Here is a 17,667-nt window from a genome sequence, read left to right as displayed (position 1 = left end):
GATTATGGAAATGCTGGTGATCCTTGGGATCTTTTAGTTGTGCATTTTTATTTTTTCGCAATATTCATACCCTTTATAATTATTTTAATGCCGCACGGAATTCTGATAGAGAGAATCCCAATACTATTAAGGATCAGAATACTAGATTTCCAGACTTGCATCCTAGGGCCTAATTCATTACCAAATTATTTAATCTTATTGAGAAATAAAACGTCATAATTTTTATCAACGCTTTCAACTGCATTTATCCATTCTTTAAACTCACTTTCTAGAGCTTCCTTATTTTTACCTTCTAAAATAGAAAGTCTTTTGATTGCAGAATTAAGAGTCACCTCACAGCTACCGATTAAGCTTGCTTTTGACATTTGAATCACTCTTGGTTTCGCTATCATAATAATTTGACTAAAAAAGGTTAATTAGTAAATCCCGTAATATATTCAAATTTATCATCAATTCAAAATTAATAAGTATTTATATTTTTAAAGGCTTTCCAACTTAATTCATACGATTTATATAACTATACTATAATTTTGCAATGTGTAATAAATGCAACTGAACCAAGCATTTGTATCATTTAAAATATAAGTAGAGATATTTCATCTATGTCTTCAATGCAATCTGGAGCTTTACAAGCAGTTGAGGTAATGCTTAACGGATCACTTAAGCGTCTTAATAGTTTAAAAAGTAAGAATAGGGAGGCACTTTATGATGAATATAAAGAATGGTTGGAGGTAGACGATAATAATGCAATTAGTGATGGAGTATTATATTGTAACTATCTTAGATAAAATAAAAACTATTTACTTAGTAAATCTAATTGCAAACAAGCTGAATAAGAAACAATTCCACAAGCAACAGATAAATTCAAACTCCTAACTCCACCAGCTTTTAATTTTTTCTCACCACCAGGCATAGGTATACCCGCAACTATTTCACACTTGTTCATGACGTTATCTGGTAAACCTGTGTCCTCTCTTCCAAATAAAAGTATATCTGTTTCTTTATAAATAATATTTGAGATTGAGTTACCACTTTTTTTAGTTAGAGCAATAATTCTTGAGCTTTTAAAAGAATTTTTATAATCTTCAAATGATTCATATAAATGTACATCGACATAAGGCCAGTAATCTAAACCAGCTCTTTTTAAATATTTATCCTCAAAGCTAAAGCCAGTTGGCTTAATAATATCTAGCGACATATCAAAGGCTAAGCATGATCTACCAATTGTTCCTGTGTTCTGTGGAATTCTTGGTTCAAATAGAGCGACTCTTGGTCGAGAACTATTTAATGAATTCATGGTATTAGATCCCCAAATTTATCTAAGTCAATAGCTGTGCCATTTACAGCAAGCCACCTTTGTTTTGAATGGCGACTTATCAATGAGGTTAGGGTGCTCTGTCGTTCACGAAATAAATGACCTATTGGTGTGGCGGGAACAATTCCCCAGCCAACTTCCTCTGAAACAACAACAATACATAAATTTTCTTCTGAAAGGCAGTTAAGAAATTTAAGTTGGAAATCATTCCATTGATCGTCATCTTTTATCAGGTGCTGTTCCACTAATCCACCTAATGAGTCAATTAATATTGACTCATTTCCTTTAATCGATTCAATTGCATTGCTGATGTCTTTTGGATGCTCAATTAGCGTCCAGCTATCAGGTCTTCTCTTCCTGTGAACACCGATTCTTTTTTGCCAATCTGAATCATTTGGTCTTGGTTTTGATGTTGCTATGTAAGTGACGGGATCTTGCTCTGATATTAAAAATTCAGCTAATTTACTTTTTCCACTTCTTGTTGGTCCTGTAATTGATATGAGTCCTTTATAATTCTTGGATATTGGTGTGATCATATTCTAAGCAATCGGATAAATCTATTTATCTGTTTAATATATTATATCTATATTGATTAAAGAATAAAGGTAGGCATTGATATGTATAATAAAGAATCAATATATTTATTTAAAATATTGAATAGATAAATGTATAAAGTTTCTAGCTTGGTTATAATATTTGGTTCTTTTTTACTAATTTTATCAATTATAAATATTGGAACTGCTAATCAAGTAAATCCAACTCTAGTAAGAGCAGAGACAATATCTGGAATTGCATCAATAGCATTAATAACAATAGGTTATCTATGGACTGAAATTAAACCTAAACAACCTTCTAAGGTTAGCTTGGATGGGAAAGAGGGTTTTGAACTTTGTACTAAATTAACTGACGATCAAAAAAATGAATTGGCGTGGGGAAGCCAGCAAATACTTACTGCAACGGCAGCTAGTACAATATTAGTATATTGGGATAATAAAGTAATACTTAGAAGAGGCTTGATATCTGAAAATATATTTGAACCTGGAGAAATATGTAAAAGATCAATTGATCAAAAAAGATTAATTTCATTAGTTAATACTGAATTATTTCCAGGTAGAGATGAGTTTGATGGAGTTCTAAATAATTTGCCTGCAGTGATTGTTTATCCTCTTGAAAATAGAGGACTTACAATAGTTGGGGGTTGGTCAAAGAGATCATTTACCAATTCAGATGAAAAATGGATATCAGGATGGTCAGATAAGTTATATGTACTACTGAGTAAGTAAGAAGTTTATTGTTGTTTCTACCTGTTTATCGTTAGATGTAAATACTAAAATATTATCTTTTTTAAACCATTTTGCAAAATCAGAAATAATTTTTACCTGATACTCCTCTTCACCTTTTGAATTATATATATATCTATTAAATTCAATATTGTCTATTTTAAGTAGGCTTGCATCAATATTATAAAATCCATTAGATGCATTTATTCTAGTATTATTAAAATTAAGATAAACTTGATTATTTATATCAATGATAGAGGTATTTAAATTCCAATCAAATGAATTAGTATTTATATAGTAATCCTGATTATCAAGAAATGATATGTTTACACTATTAAAACCTCTAATAGAATTAGTTAAATTATTAAGAGTTGAATTGCCAGACTTAACTTTAAAGTCTTGAGCATTTTTATTAAGTAATTCAATTGAGCTGTCAAATATATCTATATCATTATTTGTTGGGTCAATTATGGCTTTAGGACTAGTGATTCTTACGCTTGTTTGATTATTAGGATTCTCCTGAAGTAGTTCAAAATTTTTAATGTAGCTTTTAATCTCTAACTGAGTAGAAGATTTATTTGATTTTTGACACCCAAGCAGAGGTAAAGTAGTAATTATTAGCAGAAAATAAATGGGTAAATAATTCACTATGCAGAATTTTCATTAAATTCAATTTTATCCATTACAGGACATGGGTCTTGTAGTCGATTATGAGGATCTAACAACCCCCAATGTAAAGATTTTTGAAAATTTATAGTAGTAGAATCAATATTTAATTGATTTAATATTCTAATACTTAAATTGGGTACAAAAGGATTTAGCAATATTGCAATAATTCGGCAAGATTCAAGTACAGAATATATATCAAGAGCAACAGTATCTTTTTTTGTTATATCTTTAATTAGCTTCCATGGTGCACGATCGTTTAAGTAAAGATTTGCACTATTAGAAAGTTCTATAATTGCATTTGCTGCATTTTTAAAATTGCTATCTTTAAATGATTGCATATATTCATTTATTTTTATCTCTGACTGAAGTTTAAGAGGAGATTCAGGTAATAAAGAATTATCTATTGGAATTTTATCATTAAACCATTTTTTAGACATTGTAATTGTTCTGTTTAACAAATTACCAATAGTATTACTTAAATCACTATTAACAATATCAACAAATCTTCTCATTTGAAAATCACCATCTTCACCAAATTCAATATCTCTTAAAAGATACCATCTCATCGCATCGATACCCCCATATTCCAAGAGTTCAATCGGATCGAGCACGTTACCTAATGATTTACCCATTTTTTGGCCTTCTCGTGTTAAAAACCCATGCCCAAAAACACTTACAGGTGGTTTCATACCAGCAGAGAGTAGCATTGCTGGCCAATAAACCGCATGAAATCTAAGTATATCCTTTCCAATTACATGTATATTTGCAGGCCAGTTACATAACGATTCCTCGGTAAGTTCAGGAGATTTTTGATCACAAAGAGATCCACTAATATAACCTAATAAAGCATCGAACCATACATAAAAAGTGTGATCATTGTTTCCAGGAACATTTATACCCCATTTTAAGTTTACTCTAGAAATTGAGAAATCCCTTAACCCTTTTGAGACAAAATTAATAATTTCATTTTTCCTACTTTTAGGAGAAATAAAACCATCATTTTGAATTAATTGTTCAATTTGTTCTTGATATCTTGATAATTTAAAAAATAAATTTTCTTCATCTCTCCATTCTAATTTCTTTTTATGAATAGAACATATTGGGCTTTTATCATCCTCATCTACCTCTTTATATTCCTCACATCCAACACAATACCACCCACTTTGTCTACCCATATAAACATCGTCAGATTTCAAAACTTTTGAATAAAATTGATAAACTAATGATGCATGCTCTTCAGAAGTTGTTCTAACAAAGCGATCATAACTAATATTTAATTTATCCCATAAAAATTTATACTTTTCTGTGATCTCATCACAATGCAGTTGAGGTTGGAGGTTTTTACTTTCTGCGGTTCGCTCTATTTTTTGACCATGTTCGTCAACGCCAGTAAGAAAAAGTACTGTGTTTCCACTTAGTCTTTGAAATCGAGCTATTGCATCACAAGCGATTGTTGTGTATGAACTACCTAAATGAGGCTTGTCATTAACATAATATAGTGGTGTTGTAATTGTGTATTTCATTTTCATAACATATTCTGATTATTATATTGTATTTTTAAAACTATTGCACACTTATGATGAACGCTTAATTTGATAATGAAATTAATTCAAAAAATATTATATCATTGTTATTATTATTGACTATATTTTCAACCTTAAAGCTCTCGCCGATATTTAAGTTTTTATTTGATTTTAGATTACATATAGTAGAGAAATGATAGTCTGAAAAGTATAAAATACAAATGTTTTTATATCTATTAATCCAATTTAGCAATATCACGTTATGTTCCTTAATAGAGTTATTTTCGAACCATCTATTTAGCCAATATCTTTGATCTTCTCTAAATCTCATAATATTTTCTCTTCCTTGATTATTAATCTTATGAATAATTTGTTCAATATCTTCTTTAGATATAAGGTCTCGATTATTGAGATATCTATTTAATTGGTAGTTAACTAACAAGTCAGCATATCTTCTAATCGGTGAAGTGGAATGCACGTAAGATTTCAACCCCAAACTTGTGTGAGGCATAGGATTTATCGAATAATATGACTTACCCATTGTTTTCTTAAGTAAAAAATTGTATAAAACTTTATTATCAGAACCTTGAATATTATCTTTAGAAACTTTATCTAAACTTTGTTGGACTCTATATGGAACAGGAATATTGTTGATATTAGTAAAATTTGAAATAAGATTTCCATACAAGATCATTGCTTCACTTATTAATTGTCTCGATAACGTTGGATCTATTATCTTAAGGGAGGGGTTGTTATCTTCTACAATAATCTTTCCAAATGATTCTAATATTTCCGTAGCACCAGAATTCTGTCTCCAACATTTTCTACTTTGTAAAATTTCTGAGATAATACTTAAATCTTCTTCTTCTTTTGGCGCATAATCTATTAACTCATCAGCTTCAGTATAATTTAATCTGAAGTCTACTCTAATAATACTCTGGACTATTTCTGTAGATCCAATACTACCGTCTTCATTAAAAATAACACCTAAACTTAGTGATGCTCTCTTTTCTTTTTCACTTAGACTAAAAACATCATTTATTAAAATTTCAGGAAGCATATAATAAGTATTAGATGATAAATAAACAGTTGAAATAAGTTTCCTTGCCTTCTTATCAATGGCTGACTGATATTCAAAATATGAACTAGGGGAAGCAATGTGGATCCATAACTTATGTTGATAAGATATTTTCTCTAAAGAAATAGCATCATCTATTTCAGATGTTTGTGAATCATCTATTGAATATGTTTTAAGATATGTAAGGTCTTTAACTGAAGTGTTTACATTTTTTGTTTGTTTAAATCTAAAAATTATATTTGTAACTTCATTATCTATTATTTTATTGCACATTCTATTATTAATAGAATATTAGCTTACCCTTCTGGATTAACAAAGGGAAGTAGGGCAATAATTCGTGCTCTTTTAACTGCTGTGGTTAAATCTCTTTGTTGCTTAGCTGTTAACCCAGTAAGCCTTCTAGGTAAGATTTTTCCTCTGTCGGTAATAAATTTCTTTAATAATTCTACGTCTTTATAGTCAATAGGATCTCCAGGCTTTATTGGAGAGAGCTTTTGTTTGAATAGTGAATTAGTCATTTTTAATGCTTGTATAAAAAGAAATGATTATTTGATTTCTCTATGAATGGTCATTTTATTTAATTCAGGGCAGAATTTTTTAAGTTCCAGTCTCTCAGTAGTGTTCCTACGATTTTTTTCTGTGGTGTATCTAGATACTCCTGCAGAACGCTTTTCTGAGCTAGGTACAGATCTAGACTCAGTACATTCTAAAGTGACCACTATTCTGGTACCTTTTTTAGCCATATGAACTTAGCTCAACTTTTGTGAGTCTAGGGAACAAAGTACAATCTTACTAGGCAAAGCACCCTTTTTTATAAATTCATTCGAGCAACTATGTTTAACTCCTGTCAGAGCAAATCATGAAGGTATCAATTTCTTGGCTAAAAGATCTTGTCGAATTTAACAATGATATTGATGAATTGGCTGAAAAGCTTTCAATGACAGGCTTTGAAGTTGAATCATTAGAAGACTTATCAGACCAAGCGAAGAATGTTGTTATTGGTTATGTTGACGAAATCACACCACATCCAAATGCCGAAAAGCTCAAAATTTGTTCAGTAGATGTTGGTTTACCCAAAAAGTTAAGTATTGTTTGTGGTGCACCAAACGTAAAAGCGGGATATCACGTGCTTGTGGCGAAGGTTGGAGCCTATTTATCTTCAAAGTCATTAAACATAAAATTATCTAATTTACGAGGGGTTGAAAGCGCAGGAATGATTTGTTCATTGGATGAATTAGGGATTGAAAGTAGTAATGAAGGTATAGAAATTCTTGAAGAAAGTAAAAAAAATATTCCCCCAATTGGTTCAAATGCTGTCGATTATCTTGGTTTAAATGACACCATTATTGAATTAGCTATTACTGCTAACAGACCAGATGGTATGTCTATGGCTGGTATAGCAAGAGAAATATCAACAATAACAAATTCAAAATTAACATTACCAACTTTAAATTTCAATAAAGAGTTTGAAAAATTTGAGCCACAAATAAAAGAAAAAGAAACAATAGGATCAGACTTTATATACTCACTTACGTATATAGATAATATAGACAATACTGGAAAGATAAATAAATCTATATCTAATAAATTAAATTCATTAAGACAAAATTGTATAAACCCTGTTGTAGACATAACAAATTTTTTAATGCTTGAGCAAGGCCAGCCACTACATGCATTTGATGCAGATCTATTAGATAATTTAGTTGGTAGAATAGTTATGCAAAGTGATTTTGGTATTAGAAATGGTAGAGAAGGCGAATCATTCATTGCACTCGATAAAAAAGAATATAAATTAAATGAAAATATAAAGATAATTACATGCTGCGATATACCAATTGCAATAGCTGGTGTTATTGGAGGAAACAACAGTTCCGTAAGTGCTAAAACCACTAGAGTTTGGTTGGAAGCGGCTGTATTTACTCCTAGATCAGTTAGGAATAGTAGTAGAGAAATAGGGCTCAGAACAGATGCAAGTAGTAGATACGAAAAGGGGATATCGCCTAACATGACAATTGCCGTTTCACAAAGAGCTAGTGATCTTATTTCGTTAGAATTAGGTGGTAATATCAAATCGACTCATGTCAATAAAGAATTTATTAGGAAAGATATTAGTGTCAATCTTAGAATAGACAAAATAAACAAAGTTCTAGGTAAATTGACATACATAGATAATAATCAATTAGATAAAAGTTCTAATACATTCCGTTATCTTAATAAGGATGATATTGAGCCTCTTCTAACAAAACTTGGCTGCCTAATTACGTCAAATTCTAGTGGCTGGGATGTTCAGATTCCTCCTTACAGATCATCTGATTTAACTAGAGAAATCGATTTAATAGAAGAGATAGCAAGACTTATTGGATATGATAATTTTGATTCAAATATGCCAAATCCTCTTGAGCCAGGAGTACTAAAACCTGCAAATTTGGTTGAAAGACGTTTACGAAATTCCCTTATACACAATGGTTTTCAAGAAGTAGTGACTTCATCACTTGTTGGTCCTGATAACACTGATGAAAATACTGTAATAATAAAAAATCCATTACTATCTGAGACTAGTAGATTAAGAACAAATGTATGGGATGAACATCTTAAAATTCTTCAGAGAAATGTATCGTTTGGAGCTGAAGGTTGTTGGATCTTTGAAATAGCAAAGACGTATAAAAAAGATAACAATAACTATTTTGAAACAAATTTATTAGCAGGTTCTTTAACTGGTAATAAACGAGTAAGTAAGTGGGGCAAAGCAGCAAAAAAAATATCTTTAGATTATTTTGAAGCAAGAGGAAAACTTAAACAAGCTCTTGAAGTGCTAGGAATTGAAACTGTTGACAAGAAACTTACCGACAAAGATTTCATGCATCCGGGTCGAACTTCAGAATTGTTTGTTGAGGGTAAAAGTATCGGCTTCTTTGGACAAATTCACCCTTCTCTCTCTGAGAAATATGACGTAATTAAAGAAACCTACTTATTTAATCTGGACTATGATTCCTTAATTAAAGCAGCAACAAGGAAAACAAATTGGACAAGAATTTATAAGGATTACCCCACTGTACCTTTTATGGAAAGAGATATTGCACTTATTCACTCAAAAAAATATAGCTCATTAGAAATAATTAACCTAATAAAAAAATCTGGAAGACCACTCTTAGAGAAAGTTGAATTAATAGACCGCTACGAGGGATCTTCTATTCCCGAGAATTCAGTTAGTCATGCCTTTAGAATAAACTACAGAGATCCTAAGAAAACCCTAGTAGAAGAAGATATAAATCCGATACACGAGAAAATAAGAAGTGCTCTTAAAGAAAAAATAAACGCGGAACTAAGGAGCTAATCTCTTTAGTCTATGTATAGTCTCAAAAAGAGTCCAATAAAGAGACTAATATGAAACAAGCTAGACTTTATATGATAATAATATAAATTATTTAAATAATTGTTTGTCAGTGCAAAGCTTTGGCTTAAAAATTTTTGTTAGATCCAAAAAGCTCAAGCCTTAAAACGAAGCCGATTTCACAACAAAAATAAAAAAATATTTCTCGCGAATCTCATAAAAGAATCCAACTAGGACTCAGACAGAGTCTCATTAAAGATTAGCGAGAGCGGTAATGTTCGACTGCACAACTTAATTCTCTGCTCACCTGAAATCTATATCGATTTAGCACCAATAATCATGCATAACTGTCTAATAAGCAGTTATGCATAATGATAAAGGCAGTCATGCCAATGCTATTTAAACCAGGAAATCTAAATGGACAAATTATGGACATTTTCAGGCGATAAAGATATGAAGACTAGATAGAAACAACTTATCAAAAACGCAGAACATTCTTGCATTTTAAAATGCACTGAACGACGTCTATAGTACTCTTGATATTTTTTTGCACAAAAGAACCAGCAAATAATCGATGCGAGCGATTCAAATATAAAAAACGTGAATAAACATAAAAAAAAAAAATTTAATCAAAGTCTATTAAGTCTTAGATGAGTCGATTTATTAGACTAGATATTAGACCAATATGAGACTCCTTGGAACTAATTTTTATATAAATTTTTTAGTAGTCGATAAGCATCGTTTAATTTTCTCATGCTTTCGTTTGATCCTCCAGTATCAGAATGATTGAAAGATGAATTAAAAAAGTCTACAAATTCTTACATGATTCGCTTTAGTAGACTAGGTATTAGACCAACATGAGACTATTGGGAGCTAATTTTTGTATAAATCTTTTAGTAGTTGATAAGCCTCGTTTAATTTTCTCATGTTTTCGTTTGATCCTCCAGCATCAGGGTGATTGGAAAGAGCTTTTTCTTTGTATGCGTCTCGGATGAATGAGAGAGTCAGAGATGATCCCGCCTTTGTTGGTAAACCCAGTAACTTCAGAGCACCGTGAACAGTCATAGTTGACTCAAGTGTTTGGAACGAAGTCACATTTTGACTACGTTTAAATTTATTCACAAACCTTCGAATAAGAGTGGGAATTCTATTTCTTAAGTTTTTAGTTGAAAAGGGGTCTTCGAGAGCACCTGCCATGATGACAACATGATCAAAAGTTACTGAATCGATATTCCAATCACGACAATATGAATTAAGCATTTTACAAGCAGCATTCCATGTAAAAGGTATGTTTTCTGTACCATCGACATGGGGCCAGATATCCCTTGCAAGCCAAATCATTGATGCCTCAATTACACTATCAGTCGGTTTTTGCCCATAAAGGTATATCCAATGTTTGTCAGCAGCATCTTTCGCTTTTATCAAATCATCAATATTAATTGTGGTTATTGAAGTATCTTCCATATTTTTAAAAGTTTTATCTTTACTCAAACTTTTTTTCAGGTTTGTCGCTTGCTTTCTGATAAAACCTGGTAATTCAATCCCTGTAGAGACAGTTAGCTTTTGATTAGTTTTTGCATTATTAGTTTTGACATCATTTACAATTACATTTTTTATTTCAATATTTTTATTTCCTACTATCACTAATGCTTTTTCTTCCTTTTTACTATTTTCAATTCCACCTTGATCGCTTATAGAGTCATGAATATCATTATAAGTTAAATCTAATTGTTCATTTTCAATTATTTCTTCATCTAAATCCTTTGGTAAAATAACTTGTAAAAGTCTCTCGAAAACCTGTCCTCTTCTCCTAAATCCCCACTCTTTACGAAGGCGATCGACGCCTTCAATAAGATCAATTGGTAAATCAATTGAAATTCTCTTAATATCTTTTTCTTCACCTTCCGTCACAAGATCCTAAAAACTATTCATATATTAATGCTCTTTTTATTTTCAACACACCTTTAGCTTTGAATTTATATAATTAAAATAATTAAGAAATGAATATAATTTTTGATACATTGTTTAAAAACTAGGAAATAGCCACATCGATCAACTCTATTAAGTATTATTTAAAAAAAATCAGTCACTTTAGATGGACTTCTGCACATCCTCCCAAAATTGGAGCGAAAGAAAAAAATTTTTTCAAGCGAGGAAATTAAATTTTTTAATCTCTGTCAAAGAATCCTATGAAAGAAAACTTGCAGCTATTACTGCATCAATATCAAAGCTGGAAGAACAAATGAATACAAGCAGTCCAGGTTTTGAAAGCTAAATTAACTCTGATTTAGTTATTCAATTACATCTTTCAATATTTTCTCTGGACCAAACTTAATAAGTTGATCTACATCAGATCTTTTTGTTCCAAGAAAATATCCTGCAAAACCAAGAGCATTTATACTAAATCCATATGCCCTATCTGTTTTACGCGTTATAAGTGCAATCCAATCTGAAGTAATAATTAAATTATATGGTTTTAAAGGCTTTCTATCTAAACCAATATCACCTAATTTCATCTCATGAATCAAAGATTTATATGAACTGTATAAGTCATTTGAATTAGAGTTATTATTCCTTCGTTTAATTGAAACAGAAGAAGAAATCAGAGATTTTCCACTATTATTACTATTTAATAATGAGCAGAACCAATCGTATCTAGGGCAAATACTCTCATTATTATTTCTTGGTAACAATTGAAAATGTCGATGAGGTTGACTTGCACCAGCTTCCTTACTGCTATTAAAGAACCATAAACCAGTAGTATCATTATCAACATTTTTTATAGCTGCGAAATCATCACTATCAAGCCATCCATTTTGCGGTTTCCATTTATTTGTTATTAACAACATATGTCCAATTTGAACTGGATATTTATTAAGAATCAATGTATGTTTACTATTTACAGATTTTATTTCAAGTCTGGTATCCCAAGGAATAAACGGGTTTCTTTTTGGACCATATTCAATTAAATACCTTGGAATATGACTAAAAAGAATACGTAACTCATAATCACAATATGATTTATTTGTTTTATATTTTTCGGTTTCTAGAGGAATTACAGCCCCAGAATTAACAGCTTTTCTACTAATTTGAAGAGCTTTAGCCCATATAAGTTGGCTCTTCACTTCAAATAGTCCTTTGATAAATAATCTTGTTCAATTATATTATTAATATTCAAAAACATAAAGATTAAATAAAAAGCTTAGTAACTACCCACTAATGATCAATTAGCAAGTACTTGAAAAATAACATAAACTTCTTTAAATCAGGTAATTTATGCCTATTAAGGCTTCAAAGGTATGAAAGCTGGGAATTTTATCTAACTGAATGGTTTGGTGCTCTAGAGACGATTTATGGGCATCTACAGGTCGATTTATTCCTGATAAGTTCTTTTTGAAAAATTGTTGTATGAAAGTTTAAAAAAAAAATTACAAAAATCAAAAGAAAAAAAGTCTTGAATAATGAATTGGTAATTAAATGAGCATAATCCCGAGATCTATTGTACTGGAGAGGTTTTGGGATAAACAATGAAAATTCAAATTTATCAATTTGCAAAATAGTTTCAGATTATTAGCAAATAAGGTTGACGAAAGCAGGGGGGAAAGAGGTAAAACCTCTTTCAGTAATGTGTCCTCGATGGATTGGGACTTTTCTGAAGACGAAGCTTTTTTGGCTCTTTGCGTTGCGTTTCGCGAGAGCGGAGAAACATCTGCCATGGAATTTTTGGCAACAGGTGAAGGTGCTTTTCACTTTCAGGAATTAACTCAAAATGCTGCCGGGGAGGGGATTGATTTGAGTGACTCAGAATCAATGGCTGAGTTTCAGATGGAAGTACTAGAAACTATCGATGAAATGAATAAATAATTTTCTAAATTAATTTATAAATTGAAGAAAATATTTAAATAATTTAAATACCAAAGTATTTAGCTACTGGATGTAATGCAACAATAGCTGTTGTACTTTGTTCGGGATGGAGTTGCTCACTTTCATCCATAGAGATATTAATTTTTTCAGCATTAAGCCATAACAATTGTTTTCTAGAATCAGAAACTTCAGGACAAGCTGGGTAGCCAAAAGAATAACGGCATCCTCGATATTTAACATCTAAGATATCTTTTATATTGTTTGGTTCACAGTCTTTAAATCCACATTCAATCCTAATAACAGAATGTATATATTCAGCAAGTGCTTCTGCCAGCTGGACTGTCAAACCATGAAAGAATAGATAATCTGAGTATGAATCCTGACTAAATAATTTATGTGAATATTCACTAGCTGATTCTCCCATTGTTACAGCTTGCATTGGCAAATAATCTGCAGGCTGATTGTTATTTAAATCATTATAAAAATCTGCTATACAAAATCTTTTTCCGGATCTTTGCCTGGGTAATAAAAAATTACCCAACAGACTTTGGTGATCTTTATCATATATATTTAAAGAATTACCATCTCTACCACAAGGGAAATACCCATAGACTAATGAGGGGCTAATTAGCTTGTCATTGATTATTTTATTCATCCAGTAATCTAATTTCGGTTCTGCCTTCTCTAGTAAAAAATTCTTATAGTCGGATGCAGACATTTCCTTGGAACGTTTCATTTGCCATTGGCCTGCAAATAAAGAATTACGATCTAAGAAAGTAAAAACCTTAGTTATATCTATATCTTTTTCTAGTAAAAACTTTGGGCCTATGAATGGTGGTTTAATAGGATCTATTTGAGGAATATTTTTTGATCTTGAGTTATCTTCAATAGGCTTTTCTTTAATTTTATTGATATTAATTTCTTGATGAGTATTTGTATTTTTATAATTACCAATAGTAATCCCCTCGGGAGCACCTTCTTTGAAACCTGAGAAATTATCCCAGTTATTTAATTCCTTTGCTTTCATATATGAATCCATAAATTTTAAATCTGTAAAAGCATCTTTACCGTAAATAACCTTCCCTTTATAAACACTTGCACAATCTTGATTAACAAATTTTGGAGTCAGAGCTGCTCCACCAAGAATAATAGGCACAGATATATCTTCTTCATTTAATGCTTTAAGATTATCTTTCATAAATGCAGTTGATTTAACTAGTAGTCCACTCATGGCAATACAATCAGCGTTATGCTCTTTCTGAGCATTAATTATTGAATTGACTTCTTGTTTAATTCCTAAATTAATAACTTCATAACCGTTATTAGATAAAATTATATCTACTAGATTTTTACCAATATCATGAACATCACCCTTAACTGTAGCGATAATAAATTTTCCTTTTGATTGATTAACCTCAGATTTATCCATAAAATCCTCTAAATATGAAACAGCAAATTTCATTGTTTCCGCAGATTGGAGAACAAAGGGTAATTGCATTTGACCAGACCCAAATAATTCACCGACTACTTTCATGCCATCCAATAAATATTCATTAATTATTATCAAAGGTTTATATTTCTTTAATGCGAAATCAAGATTTGAATGTAAATTAGTTTTTTCACCATCAATAATATGATTCTTTAGTTTTTCTTCTATTGGTAATTTAATATCATCATTATTTGTACTTTTATTTAAAAGTGTCTTTGAATCATCGAAATAACTAGTTAAGGTTGTTAAAGGATCATATGTGCATACTTTATTTTCAAATATTCTTCTATCATAAATAAGATCAAGGCAAATTTTTATCTCTTCTTCACTTATTTTATTTAGAGGTAAAATCTTGGAGGGAGAAACAATTGCAGAATCAAGACCAGCCTTAATTGCTTCACTAAGAAAGATAGAATTAAGAACAATTCTTGCACTAGAAGATAAACCAAAACTTACATTTGAAATTCCAAGAATTAAATGAACTTCTGGATATTTATCTTTAATTAACTTAATTGCATTTATAGTTTCTAAACCATTCTTTCTATCTTCTTCTAATCCTGTTGAGATAGGTAATGCTAACGGATCATAAAAAAGTTCATAAGATTTTAATCCAGAATCAGTCGCATCCTTATAAGCTCTTATTGCTATTTCTGCTTTTTTATCAGCAGATCTAGCCATTCCATCTTCGTCAATTGTTCCAATTACGACCGCTGAACCGTATCGTTTAGCAAGATCAATTACTTTATAGAATCTATCTGGTCCATCCTCATAATTAGTAGAATTTAAAATACATTTTCCGCCAGCATGCTTTAACCCACTCTCCATTTTTTCATAATCTGTTGAATCAAGCATTAAAGGCAAATTAATATTATTAACAAGTCTTTTGACTAACATAGACATATCTTCGATCCCATTTCTTCCAACAAAATCTACATTTACATCTAAAACATGAGCATTTTCCTTCAGCTGAGATTTAGCAATTCCAACAAGTCCGTCCCAATCCTCATCGTTTAGGAGTTCTCTTACTTTTTTAGATCCACTAGCATTTAATCTCTCACCTACGATCAAGAAAGAATTATCTTGCACATAGGGAATAGACTCATATATTGATGATGCAGCTGGAATTATAGATCTTTCTTTTGAAAGAGTATCAAATCTTTGCTCAGAAGTTAAAAGCTCTTTAGATAAATCTGAAAGTTGCTTAATATGTTCCGGCCTAGTTCCACAACAACCTCCAATTAATTGAACTCCTAAATCATTAATAAAATGACTAAGTTGGAACTTAAGTTCCATTGGAGTTAATCGATAATGAGCCTTGCCACCTACATTCTCTGGAAGTCCTGCATTTGGTATACAACTTATATGAAATGGTGAATGTTGCGATAAATATTTAATATGATCTTTCATTTCTTCCGGGCCAGTTGCACAATTAAGGCCCAAAATGTCAATATTAAATGGCTCCAGTATTGTTGTAATAGAAGAAATATCACTACCAATAAGCATCTGGCCGGTGGTTTCCATGGTTACCGACACCATTAATGGAATTCTCTTTCCAGAACCAATAGCTTCATTTACGCTTTGAAGTGCAGCCTTGATTTGAAGGACATCTTGGCAAGTTTCAATAATAAAAAGATCAATTCCACCTTCAATTAGTGCTTTAGCTTGCTCAAGATAAGAATTTTTTAGCTCATCAAAACTTATATGACCTAGGGTTGGTAGCTTGGTTGTTGGTCCAATAGATCCAGCCACAAATCTTGGTTTTTCATCTGATTGATATTTATTTGCAACATTCCTTGCTATTTGTGCTGCTTTTAAATTGATCTCATAAGCTTTATTACCAATTCCATATTCATCTAGAACAATTGAAGTAGCACCAAATGTATTTGTTTCGATTACATCACAACCTGCATTTAAAAATGATTCATGTACTTTCTCGACGCTGGAGACTGATGTCAATACAAGGTTTTCATTACAACCTTCTAATGAAGCTCCGCCATAGTCATCTGCATTAAGTTGTTGATCTTGCAGAGACGTGCCGGTAGCGCCATCAAAGACTAATATCGGTCTCTTTTCAGAGTTGAGATAGCCTAAAAAATCAGTCATAAATTATATATTTAACTTATTAGAATGAAAATCATTAATTTAAATAAATTATATAATGTTATTTTAATCTATATGTACACGCTTAACCCAATTTTCATATTCAGGAACTAAACCTTCTGTAATTTTAGTCAACTTCGTTCTTAATGAATTCATTATTGGCATATCTTTGCTCATTGATGTAGTTTCAATCATTTTTATAGGGGTAATTTTTGCCGCCGTTCCTGTAAGGAATACCTCATCAGATATAAACAATTCTGTTTTATCAACTGGTCTTTCAATAACTTTTAAACCATCTTTTTTTGCTAGTTCTATAACACTTGAACGAGTTATTCCTTCAAGAATATCTTGATCAACACCAGGTGTAATTAATTCACCATTACGTACTATAAAAATGTTCATACCACTGGCTTCACTGATTTTTCCTTGACTATTTAATAATAGTGCTTCATCAAATCCACTTTTTACTGCTTCAGTTTTGGCTAAGGAGCTAGTGATATAAGCTCCACTAATTTTACCTCTTAATGGAAGTGAGTTGTCTTGCTGACGAGTCCAGCTGCTAACGCGACAAGTAACCCCATCAGGTGATAGATAATCACCTAGTTCTATTCCATAAATAAAGAAATTAGTTTCTATATTATGTAACCTTGGTGCAATTCCTAAGTCACTAGTATATACAAATGGTCTGATGTATACAGGTTGAGTCGGTTTGTTTTTAACAAGAAAAGTTTCAAGAGACTTTAATACAAAATCCTCATCTAATTCAGTCATCAAAAATCTAGCACTTTGACATAATCTTTTTACATGTTTGTCTGCTCTAAATAATAAAAATGATTTACTATTATTTGGATCAGGAATAGCCCGCATTCCTCCAAAAGCTGCAGTTCCATAATGAAGTGCATGAGTAGCTATAGATAGCTTCGCCTCATCAAATGGGATACATTGCCCTTCAAACCAAGCGAATGGAAGAAAATTATGCATTATTAGTCCCAGCTAAGATGAAAACAATCAGCATTTC

General features: G+C 31.2%; 16 protein-coding genes. 4 read left to right on the top strand and 12 right to left on the bottom strand.

Annotated features, from left to right (window positions below; all coding sequences use genetic code 11):
* Window positions 1-185 precede the first annotated feature (185 nt).
* Window positions 186-392 (bottom strand): hypothetical protein, encoded by a 207-nt coding sequence (locus tag AC6EI0_RS01780; protein ID WP_498522801.1) that lies wholly within the window; start codon window positions 390-392, stop codon window positions 186-188.
* Window positions 393-602: 210 nt separating this feature from the next.
* Between AC6EI0_RS01780 and AC6EI0_RS01775 the strand changes: the two genes are divergently transcribed.
* Window positions 603-788, top strand: a complete 186-nt coding sequence (locus AC6EI0_RS01775) for a hypothetical protein (RefSeq protein WP_498522800.1) — start codon at window positions 603-605, stop codon at window positions 786-788.
* 8 nt (window positions 789-796) lie between these two features.
* Here AC6EI0_RS01775 and AC6EI0_RS01770 read toward each other — a convergent pair whose 3' ends face one another.
* On the bottom strand, window positions 797-1,297 hold the full coding sequence (locus AC6EI0_RS01770; RefSeq protein WP_498522799.1) for a tRNA (cytidine(34)-2'-O)-methyltransferase: 501 nt from the start codon (window positions 1,295-1,297) through the stop codon (window positions 797-799).
* Entirely contained in the window at window positions 1,294-1,851 is a 558-nt protein-coding gene (locus AC6EI0_RS01765) for a bifunctional adenosylcobinamide kinase/adenosylcobinamide-phosphate guanylyltransferase (protein ID WP_498522798.1), read from the bottom strand. Before AC6EI0_RS01765 ends, AC6EI0_RS01770 begins: the two co-directional genes overlap by 4 nt.
* 129 nt (window positions 1,852-1,980) lie before the next feature.
* Between AC6EI0_RS01765 and AC6EI0_RS01760 the strand changes: the two genes are divergently transcribed.
* Window positions 1,981-2,598 carry a cofactor assembly of complex C subunit B gene (locus AC6EI0_RS01760; protein ID WP_498522797.1) on the top strand — a complete coding sequence of 206 codons (618 nt, stop codon included), beginning with the start codon at window positions 1,981-1,983 and terminating at the stop codon, window positions 2,596-2,598.
* Here the strand turns inward: AC6EI0_RS01760 and lptC are convergent.
* From lptC to rpmG, 5 genes are read right to left on the bottom strand one after another with little or no spacing between them, the layout of a single operon-like run.
* Window positions 2,584-3,243 (bottom strand): LPS export ABC transporter periplasmic protein LptC, encoded by a 660-nt coding sequence (gene lptC, locus AC6EI0_RS01755; RefSeq protein ID WP_498522796.1) that lies wholly within the window; start codon window positions 3,241-3,243, stop codon window positions 2,584-2,586. The genes AC6EI0_RS01760 and lptC overlap by 15 nt on opposite strands.
* On the bottom strand, window positions 3,243-4,793 hold the full coding sequence (metG, locus tag AC6EI0_RS01750; RefSeq protein ID WP_498522795.1) for a methionine--tRNA ligase: 1,551 nt from the start codon (window positions 4,791-4,793) through the stop codon (window positions 3,243-3,245). The genes lptC and metG overlap by 1 nt, the downstream gene beginning before the upstream one ends.
* A 58-nt stretch (window positions 4,794-4,851) precedes the next feature.
* A complete protein-coding gene (locus tag AC6EI0_RS01745) occupies window positions 4,852-6,138 on the bottom strand; it encodes a ribonuclease catalytic domain-containing protein (protein WP_498522794.1) in 1,287 nt (428 codons plus the stop codon).
* A gap of 23 nt (window positions 6,139-6,161) precedes the next feature.
* Window positions 6,162-6,383: a 30S ribosomal protein S18 gene (rpsR, locus tag AC6EI0_RS01740; protein WP_011293874.1), complete on the bottom strand. Its 222-nt coding sequence runs from the start codon at window positions 6,381-6,383 to the stop codon at window positions 6,162-6,164.
* Between the two features lie 27 nt (window positions 6,384-6,410).
* Window positions 6,411-6,608: a 50S ribosomal protein L33 gene (rpmG, locus tag AC6EI0_RS01735; RefSeq protein ID WP_011823694.1), complete on the bottom strand. Its 198-nt coding sequence runs from the start codon at window positions 6,606-6,608 to the stop codon at window positions 6,411-6,413.
* A gap of 116 nt (window positions 6,609-6,724) precedes the next feature.
* On the opposite strand from rpmG, the gene pheT reads away from it, so the two are divergent.
* Window positions 6,725-9,199: a phenylalanine--tRNA ligase subunit beta gene (gene pheT / locus AC6EI0_RS01730; protein WP_498522793.1), complete on the top strand. Its 2,475-nt coding sequence runs from the start codon at window positions 6,725-6,727 to the stop codon at window positions 9,197-9,199.
* Window positions 9,200-10,069: 870 nt separating this feature from the next.
* On the opposite strand, the gene AC6EI0_RS01725 is transcribed toward pheT, so the two are convergent.
* Complete coding sequence (locus tag AC6EI0_RS01725; RefSeq protein WP_498522792.1) at window positions 10,070-11,107, bottom strand: molecular chaperone DnaJ; 1,038 nt, start codon at window positions 11,105-11,107, stop codon at window positions 10,070-10,072.
* 380 nt (window positions 11,108-11,487) lie between these two features.
* The gene (locus AC6EI0_RS01720; RefSeq protein ID WP_498522791.1) at window positions 11,488-12,321 is read right to left on the bottom strand and encodes an ATP adenylyltransferase family protein; all 834 of its coding nucleotides are present in this window, start codon (window positions 12,319-12,321) and stop codon (window positions 11,488-11,490) included.
* Between the two features lie 511 nt (window positions 12,322-12,832).
* On the opposite strand from AC6EI0_RS01720, the gene AC6EI0_RS01715 reads away from it, so the two are divergent.
* Window positions 12,833-13,060: a DUF8667 family protein gene (locus AC6EI0_RS01715; protein WP_498522790.1), complete on the top strand. Its 228-nt coding sequence runs from the start codon at window positions 12,833-12,835 to the stop codon at window positions 13,058-13,060.
* A gap of 43 nt (window positions 13,061-13,103) precedes the next feature.
* Here AC6EI0_RS01715 and metH read toward each other — a convergent pair whose 3' ends face one another.
* Together metH and AC6EI0_RS01705 are read right to left on the bottom strand one after the other, a co-directional pair.
* Window positions 13,104-16,652 carry a methionine synthase gene (gene metH, locus AC6EI0_RS01710; protein WP_498522789.1) on the bottom strand — a complete coding sequence of 1,183 codons (3,549 nt, stop codon included), beginning with the start codon at window positions 16,650-16,652 and terminating at the stop codon, window positions 13,104-13,106.
* Window positions 16,653-16,715: 63 nt separating this feature from the next.
* Window positions 16,716-17,630 carry a branched-chain amino acid transaminase gene (locus tag AC6EI0_RS01705; RefSeq protein ID WP_498522788.1) on the bottom strand — a complete coding sequence of 305 codons (915 nt, stop codon included), beginning with the start codon at window positions 17,628-17,630 and terminating at the stop codon, window positions 16,716-16,718.
* Window positions 17,631-17,667: the final 37 nt, after the last annotated feature.

The sequence above is a fragment of the Prochlorococcus sp. G5PB11 genome (genome assembly GCF_059772425.1).
Note: the sequence above shows the minus strand (reverse complement) of the source record. Positions and strands in the feature narration are given on the sequence as shown.